The organism is Candidatus Methylomirabilota bacterium (assembly GCA_036005065.1).
In the GTDB taxonomy this organism is placed as follows: Bacteria; Methylomirabilota; Methylomirabilia; order Rokubacteriales; family DASRDR01; genus DASYQW01.
This window is the reverse complement of record DASYQW010000052.1, coordinates 1-14,489: the sequence shown is the minus strand read 5'-3', so window position 1 is coordinate 14,489 and position 14,489 is coordinate 1. Positions and strand designations below refer to the sequence as shown.

Below are 14,489 nucleotides of genomic sequence, written 5' to 3'. Positions count from 1 at the left end.
CCGCTCCCCCGCCTCTGGAGCGTGAAGTTCGAGACATCGACACGGACGGTGACGCCCGGTCCCTTCACGACCGCGCCATCCGCCGGCTCGACGATCCTGATCGTTGGCGTCGCGTCGTCCGCGATCGCGGGCCACGGGCATCCCGCGGCGAGCGAGACGACCAAGAGCGGCAGGAGCGGCAATCCTCGGGCACTGATTCTCGCCATCGCCCGTCCTCCTTCACGCACCATCGCGCGGGTCGGAATCGTGGGGAAAGAGCCGATCTGGAGGATACCCCGATATGGGTCGGCTCGCCGAACGCGATCCTAGAGCCAATGCGCGATGCGTCATGCCGCCGATCGGCGGTGCTCACGCAGGATAGCGGGGATCTGGCGCCAGCCATCGAGCCGGCGCAACCGGATCTGCCCGCTGATCACCAGGCCGTCGAAGCGGCCCGCCGCGAGGAGCGCCTTTGCATCTTCGATACGAGCGCGAGCGAGGTTGTCGAGTTCGGCGACCGGTATCACCGGCGCGGGAGGCTATCGAAGTCGCTGCCTGACGGCGCCAATAAGCTTGCCAACAGCAAGCGAAGGTCGCGTTTGGAAGGTCGGTTCATTGAGGATCGGCTCGATCTCGGTCACGGGGTCGACCCTGATGCCGGCGGGTGGTGGGCGCGCCAGTGCTCGGCGAGCTCGAGGCGGCGGCAGATCCACACCCGGTCGTGGCGCAGCACGTGATCGACGAAGCGCGCGAAGGCGGCTGCCCGCCCGGGCTTGCCGGCCAGCCGGCAGTGGACGGCGACCGTCATCATCTTGGGCGCCTCGGCGCCTTCGCGGTAGAGCGCGTCGAAGTTGTCGCGGAGCGAGAGGGAGAAGTCCTCGGCCTGGCCCCAGCCGAGGCCGCGGGCCAGCCGCGTGTCGTTGTCGTCGAGGGTGTGCGGGACGATGAGGTGCGGCCGGCCGTGCTCGTGGTTCCAGTAGGGCAGCTCGTCGTTGTAGGCGTCGCTGTCATAGAGGAACCCGCCCTCCTCCACGACGAGGCGCCGCGTGTTGGGACTCGGCGTCCCCACGTACCACCCCCGCGGCCGGGCCCCGGTGAGGCGCCGGATCGCCTCGACCGAGAGGCGGATGTGTTCCCGCTCGGTCGCCTCGTCGACGCCGTGGTAGTCGAGCCAGCGCCAGCCGTGATCGACGATGTCGCAGCCCTGCCGCGCCATCGCCTCGGCTGCCCGCGGATTGCGCTCCAGGGCCATGCCCACGGCATAGACGGTCAGCGGGACCGTCCGGCTGGCGAAGACCCGCATCAAGCGCCAGAAGCCGACCCGGGCGCCGTACTCGTAGGCCGACTCCATGGCGAGATCGCGGGCGCCGCGGAGCGGCGTCGGGGCGAAGAGATCGGCCAGCCGCGTCTCCGACGTGTCGTCGCCGTGGAGGACCGAGCGCTCGCCGCCTTCCTCGTAGTTGAGGACGAAGTTGACGGCGAGGCGCGCGCCACCCGGCCACCGCGGGTCGGGTGGACGGTCGGCGTGACCGACGAGATCGCGGGGATAGACCGGCATGATCCGCCAGGCGGCGACTGCGGGGGCGAGCTTAGCACGAGCGGGCGCCCTCGAGCGATGGGGCGTTGACAAGGGCGCGCGGACCATACACACTTGGCCATTCCCGATCGCACCCGTCGACAGGAGGGCCTTCGATGCGAGACGACAAGGAACACGTCCACATCCCCACCCTCAAGCGGCAGCTGGTCGAGCGCCAGATCGACCGCCGCGAGTTCCTGCGCTACGCGACGTTCCTGGGCATGTCGGCGCCGGCCGCCTACGCGTTCGTCGCGAAGGTGACCGGTGAGCGCGTGATCCCGGAGGCGCGGGCCCAGGCGCTCCCGCGGGGCGGAGTGCTGCGCATCGGGACGCGCTGCCAGGACCTGAAGAGCCCGCACACCTACAGCTGGGTCGAGTCGTCGAACTCGGCCCGGCAGGTCTGCGACTACCTGACCGTCACCGGCGTCGACAACGTCACCCGGCCCGGGCTCGCCGAGAAGTGGGAACCGAGCCCGGACCTCAAGACCTGGACGCTGCGCCTCCGCCGGAACGTGAAATGGCACAGCGGCCGGCCGTTCACCGCCGACGACGTGGTGTGGAACCTGAAGCGCGTCCTGGACCCCAAGACGGGCTCCTCGGTCCTCGGGCTCATGAAGGGCTTCCTCCTGGAGGAGTTCGAGACCGGCGAGAAGGATGACAAGGGGAACCCCAAGAAGTCCACGCGCCTGTGGGACGCCAACGCGGTCCAGAAGGTCGACGACTTCACGGTCCGGCTCAACGGGAAGACCCCGCAGCTCGCGGTGCCCGAGTGGCTCTTCCACTACCCCCTCCTGATCCTCGACCCCGCCGAGAACGGCGAGTTCAAGGCGGGCTCGAACGGCACCGGGGCCTTCGAGATGGTCGTCAACGAGGTGGGGCGCCGGCAGGTCTTCAAGGCCCGGAAGGACTACTGGGGCGGCGGGCCCTACCTCGACACCCTGGAGTTCATCGACCTCGGGGACGACCCGGCGGCGCACGTCAGCGCGCTGGCCGGAAAGCAGGTGGACGGCCTCTACCAGGGGTTCATCCTGCAGCTCGACGCCCTCCAGAAGCTCGCCCACCTCCAGCTCTACCAGGTCACCACCGCCCAGACCGCGGTCGCGCGCTTCCACCCCGTCAAGCCGTTCGACGACAAGCGGGTGCGCCAGGCCATGCGCTACGCCGTGGACGCCAACGCGATCGTCCAGTTGGCCCATCGCGGCCTGGGGTCCGCCGGCGAGCACCACCACGTGAGCCCGATCCATCCCGAGTATGCGAAGCTGCCCGAGTTCAAGCGCGACGTCGCCCGGGCGAGGAAGCTCCTGGCCGACGCCGGCTATCCCAACGGGATCGACGCCGAGATCGCCTGCAAGGGCGACCCCCAGTGGGAGCTGCTGGCGGTCCAGGCGCTGGTCGAGCAGTGGAAGGACGCGGGCATCCGGGTCAAGATCAACCTCATGCCGTCGACCCAGTTCTGGGAGGTGTGGACCAAGGTGCCGTTCGGCTTCACCGGCTGGACCCACCGGCCCCTCGGCACCATGGTGCTCGGGCTGGCCTACCGGACCGGCGTCCCGTGGAACGAGTCCCGGTACTCGAACAAGGACTTCGACAATCTGCTCACCCAGGCCGAGGGCACCATCGACGTGAACCAGCGCCGGGAGATCATGGCCAAGCTGGAGGGGATCCTGCAGGAGGACGGGCCCATCGTGCAGCCCATCTGGCGCTCGGTGTTCACGTTCATGGACAAGCGCGTCCAGGGCTTCAAGATCCACCCGACCCTCTACATCTTCGGCCACCAGCTCGCCGTCACGACCTGAGGGCGCGGCTGATCGCCACGCTCGAGGGGCTTCGGCGGGGGGCCTATCCGGGCCCCCCGCCTTTTTCTGAAAATCATGAGAAGGCCGTGGTTTCCGCCCAGGCGGAACGGCTCCTGACGCGCTTCGACGAGCGGACCACGCTGTACACCGTGGCCATCAGGCCGGAGGACGTGCTGGGCCGCTGACCAGGCTGATCCGTCGCTCACGCCACTCCCTCCCCGGCTCGGAAGGAATGCGCGACCGTCCAGCTTGACGGGACCGAGGGGGGGAGGGACTATCGAGACATGAGCCTGATCGGCATCGACCTCGGGACCCCCCAGGGGGTCCTCGTGGACCACCGGAACGCTGGTTGAGCCCGGAGCCCGGGAAGGCGTTCGCGGCGGAAGGTGACCGATGGACGCCGCCGAGGCTGAAGCCGGCGATCGGCCGGTCGAGCTCGACGAGGTCGAGCATCTGCGCCGTGCCCTCGACGACGCGCAGCGGCGCAACCTTCGACTCCTCGCCGACTTCGATAACCTTCGCCGCCGGATGGCGCGCGAGCAGGAGGTCACCCGGCGCGACGGGCGACGGGCGGCGCTGCTGCCGCTCCTTCCGGTGCTGGACACCCTCGAGCGAGCCCTGGCCGCCGGGTCCACGGACCCGGACTTCTACGAGGGCGTAGCCGCGACGCACCGGCTGTTCATCGCGGCCCTGCGCGAAGCCGGGGCCGAGCCCGTGGAGAGCGTCGGGCGGCCCTTCGACCCCAAAGTCCACGAAGCGGTCGCCACGGCTCCGTCCGACGGCGCCGAGCCCGGGACCGTCACCCGCGAGGTGCGCCGAGGCTGGCGGCTCGGAGACGAGCTGCTCCGGCCCGCCCAGGTCGTGGTGGCGGCGCCCCGGGAGGCCGCCGGCCCGTGGCGGTGAAGTTCCGCGACTACTACGAGGTGCTGGGCGTGCCGCGCACCGCGACCGCCGAGGAGATCAAGCGCGTCTACCGCCAGCTCGCGCGGAAGCACCATCCCGACCTGCAACCCGCCGCCGAGCGGAGCCAGGCCGCCGAGCGGTTCAAGGAGATCAACGAGGCCTACCAGGTCCTCAGCGATCCCGACAAGCGCGCCAGGTACGACGCCCTCGGCGCCAACTGGAAGAGCGGGATGGACTTCTCGCCGCCGGCTGACAGCGGGTGGAGCGCCGGCGGCGCTTCGGAGTTCGAGGACCTCGGCGACGTCAGCGACTTCTTCGCCGCGCTCTTCGGACGGTCCCGGGGACGGTCCGGCCGCGGCGGTGTCCGGATCACGCTCCCGGGGAGTGACGTCGAGGCCGAGCTGCCGATCACGCTGGAGGAGCTGCTCCGCGGAGGCCGGCGCCGGATCACGTTGAACGGAAGCCGGAGCCTCGATGTGGAGATTCCGCTCGGGGCGCGCGAGGGGACCGTGCTGCGCCTGACGGGCCAGGGGGAGCGCGGCCTGGGCGAGGCGCCGCCGGGCGACCTCTACCTCCACGTGCGCCTGGTCCCGCACCCGCGCTACCGGCTGGCCGGCGACGATCTGGAGATGGATCTGCCGCTCTGGCCGTGGCAGGCGGTGCTCGGGGCCGAGGTGCGGATCGAGACCCCCGACGGGCCGGTGACGCTCAGGGTGCCGGCGGGAACACCGGCCGGGCGGCGCCTGCGCCTGCGCGGCCGCGGGCTGCCGCGCGGGGACGGCGGTCGGGGCGATCTCTACGCGGTCGTCCGGATCGTGGTTCCCGAGCGGCCGAGCGCGGCGGAGCGGGCGGCCTACGAGACGCTGAAGCGGGAGGCCTCGGCCCCGGCCGACCGGCCGGCCGGAGGATGAGGGGAAGGCCCATGAGCACGCGGCCCCGGACGCCATTCAGCATGCCGATCGTCGGCACGCCGCGGGGAGGCGAGATGTACCTGTCCGGCGAGGAGCTGGCCAGAGCCGCCGGCATCAGCCCGGCCAGGCTCGTGCGCCTGGTCCACCTCGGGCTGGTGGAGCCGGTCACGCCCGGGGCGAGCCAGTTCACCGTCACGGCTGCGGTGCGGCTCCGGCGGATGCTCCGCCTTTACCGGGATCTCGGTGTGAACCTCGCCGGCGCGGCGATCATCGTGGACCTTCTGGAGCGGCTCGAGCGTGTCGAGGCCGAGCTGGTTCGCCAGCGCGCCATGCGCTGAATGAGGAAGGACGGAATCATGGATCCCAACCGGCTGACCGAGAAGGCCCAGGATGCGATCCGTCAGGCGCAAGGCCTGGCCCAGCGCCACAGCCATCCCCAGATCGAGGCCGAGCATCTGGCCGTCGCCCTGCTCGCGCAGGACGGCGGCGTGGCGTCGCGCGTCGTCGAGAAGGCGGGCGCGAACCCGGGAACGCTGGTGCAACGGCTCCAGCAGGCGCTGGCGCGCATGCCCCGGGTGTCCGGACCCGGGGCACCCGCGGGGCAGGTGTACATCGCGCCGCGCGTCAACGAGGTCCTGAGCGCCGCCGAGACCGAGGCGCAGCGCATGAAGGACGAATACGTGAGCGTCGAGCACCTGCTCCTGGCGCTGGCCGGCCTCAAGGACGGCGCGGTGGCCGAGGTGTTCCGCGCGGCCGGCCTGACGCGCGAGGCGCTGCTGGAAGCGACGGCGGCCGTCCGGGGCGGCCAGCGCGTGACGAGCCAGACGCCGGAGGGGACCTACGAGGCGCTCGAGAAGTACGGCCGGGACCTCACCGCGCTCGCCCAGCAGGGCAAGCTCGACCCGGTCATCGGCCGCGACGAGGAGATCCGCCGGGTGATCCAGATCCTCTCGCGCCGCACCAAGAACAACCCCGTGCTGATCGGACCGCCGGGTGTCGGCAAGACGGCGATCGTGGAAGGCCTGGCCCAGCGGATCGTGCGGGGGGACGTGCCCGAGGGGCTCAAGGGCAAGCGCATCGTAGCGCTCGACATGGGGGCGCTGATCGCCGGGGCCAAGTATCGCGGCGAGTTCGAGGAGCGCCTCAAGGCGGTGCTCAAGGCCGTCCAGGACGCTCAGGGCGAGGTCATCCTCTTCGTCGACGAGCTGCACACGGTGGTGGGCGCGGGCGCGGCCGAGGGCGCCATGGACGCCAGCAATCTCCTGAAGCCCATGCTGGCCCGGGGCGAGCTCCACTGCATCGGGGCGACCACGCTCGACGAGTACAAGAAGCACATCGAGAAGGACGCGGCGCTGGAGCGCCGGTTCCAGCCGGTCATGGTCGATCAGCCCACGGTGGAGGACACCATCTCCATCCTGCGCGGGCTCAAGGAGCGCTACGAGGTCCATCACGGCGTCCGGATCAAGGACGCGGCGCTGGTCGCGGCGGCGGTGCTCCCCCACCGCTACATCTCGGACCGGTACCTGCCCGACAAGGCCATCGACCTCGTCGACGAGGCGGCGGCGCGGCTCCGGACGGAGATCGACTCGATGCCGGCCGAGCTGGACGAGATCAGCCGCCGGATCATGCAGCTCGAGATCGAGCGCGAGGCCCTGCGCAAGGAGACGGACGCCGCCTCCCGGGACCGCCTCACCAAGCTCGAGCAGGAGCTCGGGCGCCTGCAGGGGGAGGCCCAGAAGCTCCGCGAGCAGTGGGAGCGCGAGAAGGCGAGTATCGAGCGGCCGCGGCAGCTGCGGAAGCGCATCGAGGAGATCAAGCTCGAGATCGAGAAGGCGATGCGGGCGTACGACCTCAATCGGGTGGCCGAGCTGCAGTACGGGACGCTGGCCACGCTCGAGCGCGAGCTGAAGGAGGAGGAAGGGCGGGCGGCGGCCGCCGGCGGGCGGCGGCTCATCAAGGAGGAAGTGGACGAGGAGGACATCGCCGAGATCGTCTCCCGGTGGACGGGCATCCCGGTCGCGAAGCTGATGGAGGGGGAGATGCAGAAGCTCCTCCGGCTCGAGGAGGAGCTGCACCGCCGCGTGGTCGGACAGGACGAGGCGGTGCGGGCGGTGGCGGACGCGGTGGTCCGGGCCCGGGCTGGCATCAAGGACCCCCGGCGCCCGATCGGCAGCTTCCTGTTCCTGGGGCCCACCGGAGTGGGGAAGACGGAACTGGCGCGCGCCCTGGCGGCGACGCTGTTCGACGACGAGGACAACATCGTGCGGCTGGACATGTCCGAGTACATGGAGAAGCACACGGTGGCGCGGCTCATCGGTGCCCCGCCGGGCTACGTGGGCTACGAGGAGGGCGGGCAGCTGACCGAGGCGGTCCGGCGGAAGCCGTTCTCGGTCGTGCTGCTCGACGAGATCGAGAAGGCGCACCCGGACGTCTTCAACGCCCTCCTCCAGGTGCTGGATGACGGGCGGCTGACCGACGGCCAGGGCCGCACGGTGAACTTCAAGAACACCGTGATCATCATGACCTCGAACATCGGGAGCCAGCTCATCCTCGAGGTGCGTGGGGCCGACGAGCGGAGCTACCAGCGGATGCGCGAGCAGGTGCTGGAGGCGCTCCGGCGGCAGTTCCGGCCGGAGTTCTTGAACCGCGTGGACGAGGTCGTCGTCTTCCGGGCGCTGACCGAGGCCGAGCTCGGCAAGATCGTGGAGATCCAGCTCGAAGGCCTGCGGCGGCGCCTGGCCGAGCGGCGAATCACGCTGGAGGTCAGCGAGGGGGCGCGGAACCACCTGGCCCGCGTCGGCTACGATCCCGTCTTCGGCGCTCGCCCGCTCAAGCGGGCCATCCAGCGGGAGGTGGAGACGCCCGTCGCGCGGCTGATCGTGGCCGGCAAGCTCCGCGACGGCGGGACCGTGCGCGTGGACATGGCCGGCGATGCGCTCCGGGTAGAGCCGGCGCCCGGCGCGCGGCCCATGGAGCCCGCGGCGTGAGGCCGTTCGAGGAGGCGCTGGCCGCGGAGCTGGCGGGACTCCTGCGCGCGGGCGTGCCGGTGCGCGGCCTCCGCCTCACCGTCCGGGAGATGGTGGTCACGCGGTTCGAGCGGGGCCCGCTCGGCGCCCGGGAGGTCGGCGACGCCGTCGAGTCGGCGGTGCGCGCCGCCTGCCGGCTGGTACGCGAGCTGGACGCGCCCGACGAGGTGGTCGAGGCCGTCTGCCGCTCGGCGCTGGAGGCGGTCCGGGGACATGGCGGCGAGAGCGCCCGCTGGCTCTCCGAGGCGATGGGCGCGGTCGACGCGGTGCTCGCGGAGCTGGCCCGGGAGCGCGCGGCGGAGCCGACCTGGCGCTGGCTCGCGCGGCGGCTCCCGGACTGGTAGGCCCGCCGGAGGCGGGCGGTGAGCGGCGGCACGCGGAGTACGTTCCGACGCCTTCCCGCGGGCGCCAGGGGTCGGGCCGCTCGGGTGACTGAGAACCGGTCTCCGACGGGGAGGCGGTCGTGATGGCGGACCCCGACCTGATCCGGCGCTGTCCGCGCTGCGGGACCGCGAATCGGGTGCCGGCGGACAAGGCCCACCGACGAGCCCGCTGCGGGCGCTGCGGGACGCCCCTGGAGACGGGACCGACCCGGCCGCTGTCGGCCACCGAAGGGAGCTTCGATACCGACGTGCTCCGGTCGCCGCTCCCGGTCCTCGTCGATTGCTGGGCCGCGTGGTGCGGCCCGTGCCGGGCCCTGGAGCCGGTCATCGAGGCGCTGGCCGAGCGCTACGCCGGGCGAGTCCGCGTCGTCAAGGTCGACGTGGACGACAGCCCCGGTATCGCGTCGCGGTACGGCGTCCAGGGCATCCCCGCGCTCCTCTTCTTCTCGGACGGGCGCCTGGTCGACCGCATGGTCGGGCTGCAGCCCCGGCAGGCCATCGAAGAGCGTCTCGAGCAGGTGCTCGCCGGCGCGAACCGATCGACGTGAGGCGCGCGGCTGGAGCCCGCCGTCGTCCCGCGTGCTACACTACCGCCGAACCGAGTCACCCGGCACACATCCGAGGAGGGCACGATGCGACTCGCCGCGCTCGCATGGCTCGCGATCCTTGGCGTGTTCATTCTGGCGCCGAGCGCGCCGGCTCAGGTCCAGGCTCCGGCGCCGCCCTCCCCGACCACGCCGCCGCCCAGGAGTACCTCACCCCTCAAGGAACCCGGCCTGCCGCCCGCCAGGACGAACGCGTGGAAGATCCGGAACGCGATGAGCGCCGCGCCCCGGGCGATCGCGAAGGACGCGACGATCATGGATTGGGCGACCAAGGAAGGCGGCGAGCCGATGCTCTTGCGGAAGGGCTCCAACGACTGGACCTGCCTCCCGGATGATCCCAAGACTCCCGGCAACGACCCCATGTGCCTCGACAAGAACGCGCTGGCCTGGGCCCAGGCGTGGATGACCAAGAAGGAGCCGAAGCTCACCCAGCCGGGGATCGGCTACATGCTTCAGGGCGGAAGCGACGCCAGCAACACCGACCCGTTCGCGACCCAGCCGGCTTCGGGGGAGAAGTGGATGAGCGCTCCGCCCCATCTCATGATCTTCCCGGCGGGGAAGCTCGACCCCAACGTCTACAAGACCGACCCCCACCAGGGAGGCCCCTGGATCATGTGGGCGGGCACGCCGTACGAGCACCTGATGGTGCCCGTGAAGTAACGGGGCCCCGGCGCCCGGCGCGATGAAGCCGGTGATCCGGGGCGTGCGCTACTTCCTGGCCCACACGCCGGGCCTCGTCCGCCACGGGTCCAAGCCGGCGCGGGACATCGCGGCGACGCCCGGCCTGCTGGCGACCATCAGCGGCCATCTGCGACCGTACGCGGACGCCGTCGCCTACCCGCCCCATCGCGCCTTCCTGGGCGCCCTCTTTCCCGACGATCTCCGCGCGCTCCCGCGGCCCTGGTTCCGGGTCACGGGGGACGGGCAACGCCGGCAGCCGCACGGCGAGATCATGCCGGAGACGGAGTTCTACGGGCTCCTTCGCATCTGCGACGTCTTCGACCTCGTCTGGCTCGAGGCGGCCTTCGCGCGCGAGGTTCGCCAGATGCTGGCGGGCCATCCGCTGATCCAGGCCGCCGACCTCGACCGGCTGGGGGACGGCCTGCCGACGTCGGCCATCGAGACGCACGTCGCGGCCGAGGCCGGCGCGCTTCCGCTTCATCTCGCCGACGGGCGCCTGGTCGGCTGTGTCAACCGGGCCCACGAGGCGGACGCGACCCTGACCGCCGACGTGATCCTGGAGAACCTGGCGTGCAAGGCGTCGGCGGTCATGGCGCTCCGGACGCTGATGGCGGATGAGCGGCTGGATCCCGAGCGGCTCGAGTACGTCCTGAACAGCGGGGAGGAAGCGGTCGGCGAGCGCTATCAGCGTGGCGGCGGCAACCTGGCCAAGGCGATCGGGGAGCTGTGCGCCCTGTCCAACGCCACCGGCTCCGACGTCAAGGCCTTCTGCTGCGGCCCCCTGCACGCCCTGGTCATGGCCGGCGCCCTGGTGAGCGCCGGGGTCTACCGGGAGGTGGCGGTGGTCGGCGGCTGCTCGCTCGCCAAGCTCGGCATGAAGTTCCAGGGTCACCTCCGCCACGACCAGCCGATCCTCGAAGACACCCTCGCCGCCGTGGCCATCGTCGTGGGGCCGGATGACGGCCGGAGCCCGGTCCTCCGGCTCGACTCGGTGGGGCGGCACACCGTCGGCGCCGGCTCGGCGCAGCAGGCCATCTTCGAGCGGCTCGTCTCCGAGCCGCTCGCCCGGCTGCGTCTCGGCTTCCAGGACGTCGACAAGTACGCGACCGAGCTCCAGAACCCGGAGCTCACCGAGCCGGCCGGAAGCGGCGACGTGGCCAAGCGCAACTACCAGCTCATCGCCGCCCTGGCGGTCGCCAAGCAGGGCCTCGCCAAAGAGGACGTGGCCGACTTCACGCGCACCCACGGGCTGCCGGGGTTCTCGCCGACGCAGGGCCACATCGCCTCCGCCGTGCCCTTCCTCGGTCATGGCGTGGACCGGATGCGCGATGGTAGGATGCAGCGGGTGATGTTCCTGGCCAAGGGCAGCCTCTTCCTGGGCCGCATGACGCAGGGATCCGACGGGCTGTCGGTCGTGCTGGAGCGCAATCCGGGCGGGTGACGTCGCGGCCGCGACGGGTCGCGGGAGGATCGTGGGATGGAGCTGCGGGGCAAGAAGGTGATCGTGCTGGGCGAGCGCGACGGCGTCCAGGGGACGGCCATCGCCAACTGCGCCCGCAGCGCGGGGGCGGAGGTGGTGCTCGAGCAGACGCACTGCTTCGTCTGAACGGCCGCGGGCGCGCTTGGCCTGGAGGGCCAAGAGGAGATCAAGCGCACCGTCGAGCGGGTCGGGACCACGGACGTGGTCGTCCTGCTGGGTACGCCGACCGTCGACAGCAGCCGCCTCTACGCGATGACCGTCACCGACGGCGACCCGACGTGGGCCGGGCCGCTGGCCGGAGCGGCGCTGGGCCTGCCCGTCTACCACGTCATCGAATCGGAGGTCCGGTCCCAGATCGACGAGGGCGTCTATCGGGCCGAGGTCGGCATCGCCGAGATGGCGCTGGAGGATCCCGACCAGATCGTGGCGGCCGTCCAGGAGGTGCGACGGACCGCGGCGCCTGGCGACGGCGCGGCGTAGGTTCCCGGGTCGGGCGAGAGGAGGACCCCCATGGCGCAGCCCGTGCGCGTGGTGCATTACCTGAACCAGTTCTTCGGCGGGATCGGCGGCGAGGAGCGGGCCGACACCCCGGTGCAGGTTCGCGAGGGCCCGATCGGCCCCGGCCGCGCCCTCCAGCAGATCCTGAAGGGTGAGGGTGTGGTGGTCGCCACGGTCCTGGCCGGGGACGACTACGTGGCCGAGCGCGAGGTCGAGGCGGGCCTGGCCATCGGGGCGGCCCTGGCCACCCATGCGCCCGACCTGGTGGTGGCGGGCCCGGCCTTCGATTCCGGCCGGTACGGGCTCGGCTGCGCCCTGATCTGTCGGATCGCCCGGTCCCGGGGCATCCCGGCGGTGACGGGCATGTACCCGGACAACGCCGCGATCATCACGCACCGGCGGGAGCTCCTGGCCGTGCCGACCGGCCTGAACCCCGCCGAGATGCAGCCGATCCTCGCGCGGATGGCGCGCCTGGGGCTCAAGCTGGTGCGGGGCGAGTCCCTCGGCTCCGCCAGCGAAGAAGGCTACGTCCCGCGTGGTATCCGCCGCCTCGTCGTGAAGGAGAAGGTCGGGTACGAGCGCGCCGTGGACATGCTGAGGGCGCGCGTCGACGGGCGCCCCTTCGTCTCCGAGATCCAGGTGCAGCAGTACGACCGGGTGCCGCCCGTGCCCCCCATCCGGGATCTGGCGGGCGCCACCATCGCGATCGTCGTCAGCACCGGGATCGTCCCGCGGGGCAACCCGGACGGGCTGCCGGGGGCCCGCGCCCTCCAGGCGGGCCGCTATTCGATCGCCGGTCTGGACCGTCTGGAGGTGGCGCACTGGGAGTCCGCCCACGGGGGATTCAACACCCGGATCCTCAACACCCAGGACCCCAACTATGGCCTGCCGCTGCCCGCCTTGCGTCATCTCGAGGCGGAGGGCGTGATCAAGGGGATCTACCCGTACTTCTTCAGCACCGTGGGCAACCAGACGGCGATCGAGCCCTCGCGTGAGATCGGGCGGCGCATCGCCCAGGAGCTCAAGGCCGCCGGGGTGGCCGGGGCCCTCCAGGTGTCTGGGTGAGGGAGCTGCCATCGTTGCGGCGCAACGATCACGAAGGAGCTCGAGCGAGAAGGCATTCCGACGGTGCTGGTCGGCGCCCTGCCGGCGATCGCCATCGCCGCCAACGCGAACCGGGTCGTCCGCGGCGTGCAGGTCCAGCACCCCTGCGGTGACCCCAAGCTGCCCCCCGAGGCTGACTGGAACCTGAGTCTGCGGATCGTCGGCACCGCGCTGGAGGCGCTCCAGACCGCGGTGACCGGTCCCACGCTGTTCGAGCCGCCGGCGGCGGCGCCCCCGGAGCGCGTCCATGCGCCTTGAGCTGGCCAACTACCCGGTGGAGGACGTCCGGTTCGGCCGGACCACCCGGTGGCGCGACCGCGTGCTCGAGATCGACAAGGACGAGCTGCTGGATGCCGTCCGGCAGGATCCGCTCGTCGACGGCGCGGATCTGGAGCTGGCCCGGCCGGGCGAATCCGTGCGCATCATCACCGTCGCGGACGTCATCGAGCCGCGGGTCAAGGTTGCCGGCAAGGGTGTGGCCTATCCCGGCATCCTCGGGCGCGGCGTGGAGACCGTCGGGGAGGGACGCACCAACCGGCTCGGCGGATCGACGCTCATCGCCTGTACTCCGCCCCAGGACGTCGAGCGCTACGGTCTCCTGTCCTCCCACCGGCCGGGCACCGCCTACGGCGACTTCCTCGACATGGCCGGGCCCGGCGCCGTCAGCCCCTGGGCCGGGACCTGCAACGTCTGCCTGCTCGTCGAGCCGGCGGCCCACCTCGACCTCGACCCGGCCAACCGCGTGGTCCAGCAGGCGATGCTCAGGGTGTCGGACCGGCTGGCTCAGGCCACGGTCGGGGAAGCTCCGGCCGAGGTCGAGGTCTTCGACCTGGCGCCGCGGCCGGGGCTCCCGGGCTTCGTCTACATCCACAGTATCGTGTCCCCCGAGCCGATCTTCCTGAACCCGGACTCGACCCTGGGGACCGCCGTCTACGGGATCACCCGCCTGAGCCAGCCCTGGTTCCTCCAGCCGACCGAAGTGCTCGACGGCGCCGTGTGCGGCAGCTTCTACAGCGGCAGCTTCTACCGGTGGTTCACGTGGCCGCTGACCAACACCGTCGTGCTGCACATGTGCCGGCGCCACGGCCTCGACTTCAACTTCCTGGGCTGCCTCATGGTGCGGACCATGTGGGAGGAGCAGCGGCAGAAGGAGCTCATGGCCAACCGGGCGGCGCTGCTCGCCCGCACGCTCGGCGCGGCGGGGGCGATCGTCACGCCGACGCTGCGCGGCCAGCGGATGCTGGACACCATGGCGGTGGTCCAGGCCTGCGAGCGGGCCGGCGTCAAGACCGTCCTCATCACCGAGGAGGAGGACGACGAGGACGGCGCGGCCCCGCCGCTGCTCGTGACGGCGCCCGAGTGCGTGGCGGTGGTCAGCACGGGCGACGGGAGCGCCCCCGGCCCCTTCCCGCCGGTCGAGAAGGTCATCGGGGCCGGCCCGATCGGGCCCGAGTGGTACGGCGAGCAGCCGCCCCCGCTGGGCCGCTACGGCACCAGCCACCTCAACGACGTCTGGGGGTTCTCCCGCCTCTCCTGCGTCGACTACT

15 protein-coding genes are annotated in these 14,489 nt (G+C 71.6%); 12 read left to right on the top strand and 3 right to left on the bottom strand.

Annotated features, from left to right (window positions below):
* From VGW35_03780 to puuE, 3 genes are all read right to left on the bottom strand, one after another.
* Positions 1–206: hypothetical protein (locus tag VGW35_03780; protein ID HEV8306762.1), on the bottom strand; the 206-nt coding region annotated here is incomplete at its 3' end.
* A gap of 120 nt (positions 207–326) precedes the next feature.
* Positions 327–506, bottom strand: a complete 180-nt coding sequence (locus tag VGW35_03775) for a hypothetical protein (GenBank protein ID HEV8306761.1) — start codon at positions 504–506, stop codon at positions 327–329.
* Between the two features lie 110 nt (positions 507–616).
* Entirely contained in the window at positions 617–1,540 is a 924-nt protein-coding gene (puuE, locus tag VGW35_03770) for an allantoinase PuuE (protein HEV8306760.1), read from the bottom strand.
* 131 nt (positions 1,541–1,671) lie between these two features.
* On the opposite strand from puuE, the gene VGW35_03765 reads away from it, so the two are divergent.
* The 12 genes from VGW35_03765 to VGW35_03710 form a co-directional block, all read left to right on the top strand.
* The gene (locus VGW35_03765; GenBank protein HEV8306759.1) at positions 1,672–3,351 is read left to right on the top strand and encodes an ABC transporter substrate-binding protein; all 1,680 of its coding nucleotides are present in this window, start codon (positions 1,672–1,674) and stop codon (positions 3,349–3,351) included.
* A 393-nt stretch (positions 3,352–3,744) separates the two neighbouring features.
* Positions 3,745–4,254, top strand: coding sequence for a nucleotide exchange factor GrpE (locus VGW35_03760; GenBank protein HEV8306758.1), 510 nt, complete (start codon positions 3,745–3,747; stop codon positions 4,252–4,254).
* Positions 4,245–5,165, top strand: a complete 921-nt coding sequence (locus VGW35_03755) for a DnaJ C-terminal domain-containing protein (protein ID HEV8306757.1) — start codon at positions 4,245–4,247, stop codon at positions 5,163–5,165. Before VGW35_03760 ends, VGW35_03755 begins: the two co-directional genes overlap by 10 nt.
* Before the next feature lie 11 nt (positions 5,166–5,176).
* The gene (locus tag VGW35_03750) at positions 5,177–5,503 is read left to right on the top strand and encodes a chaperone modulator CbpM (protein ID HEV8306756.1); all 327 of its coding nucleotides are present in this window, start codon (positions 5,177–5,179) and stop codon (positions 5,501–5,503) included.
* Between the two features lie 18 nt (positions 5,504–5,521).
* Positions 5,522–8,152 (top strand): ATP-dependent chaperone ClpB, encoded by a 2,631-nt coding sequence (gene clpB, locus VGW35_03745; GenBank protein ID HEV8306755.1) that lies wholly within the window; start codon positions 5,522–5,524, stop codon positions 8,150–8,152.
* Positions 8,149–8,535, top strand: a complete 387-nt coding sequence (locus VGW35_03740) for a hypothetical protein (GenBank protein ID HEV8306754.1) — start codon at positions 8,149–8,151, stop codon at positions 8,533–8,535. The genes clpB and VGW35_03740 overlap by 4 nt, the downstream gene beginning before the upstream one ends.
* A gap of 122 nt (positions 8,536–8,657) precedes the next feature.
* Positions 8,658–9,122, top strand: coding sequence for a thioredoxin (gene trxA / locus VGW35_03735; protein HEV8306753.1), 465 nt, complete (start codon positions 8,658–8,660; stop codon positions 9,120–9,122).
* Between the two features lie 84 nt (positions 9,123–9,206).
* Entirely contained in the window at positions 9,207–9,839 is a 633-nt protein-coding gene (locus VGW35_03730) for a hypothetical protein (protein HEV8306752.1), read from the top strand.
* A 22-nt stretch (positions 9,840–9,861) separates the two neighbouring features.
* Positions 9,862–11,301: a glycine/sarcosine/betaine reductase complex component C subunit beta gene (gene grdC / locus VGW35_03725; protein HEV8306751.1), complete on the top strand. Its 1,440-nt coding sequence runs from the start codon at positions 9,862–9,864 to the stop codon at positions 11,299–11,301.
* 36 nt (positions 11,302–11,337) lie between these two features.
* Complete coding sequence (grdA, locus tag VGW35_03720) at positions 11,338–11,820, top strand: glycine/sarcosine/betaine reductase complex selenoprotein A (GenBank protein HEV8306750.1); 483 nt, start codon at positions 11,338–11,340, stop codon at positions 11,818–11,820.
* A 30-nt stretch (positions 11,821–11,850) separates the two neighbouring features.
* Positions 11,851–13,200: a glycine/betaine/sarcosine/D-proline family reductase selenoprotein B gene (locus tag VGW35_03715; GenBank protein ID HEV8306749.1), complete on the top strand. Its 1,350-nt coding sequence runs from the start codon at positions 11,851–11,853 to the stop codon at positions 13,198–13,200.
* A partial coding sequence (locus VGW35_03710; protein HEV8306748.1) for a glycine/sarcosine/betaine reductase component B subunit occupies positions 13,190–14,489 on the top strand: 1,300 nt, incomplete at its 3' end. The genes VGW35_03715 and VGW35_03710, both read left to right, overlap by 11 nt.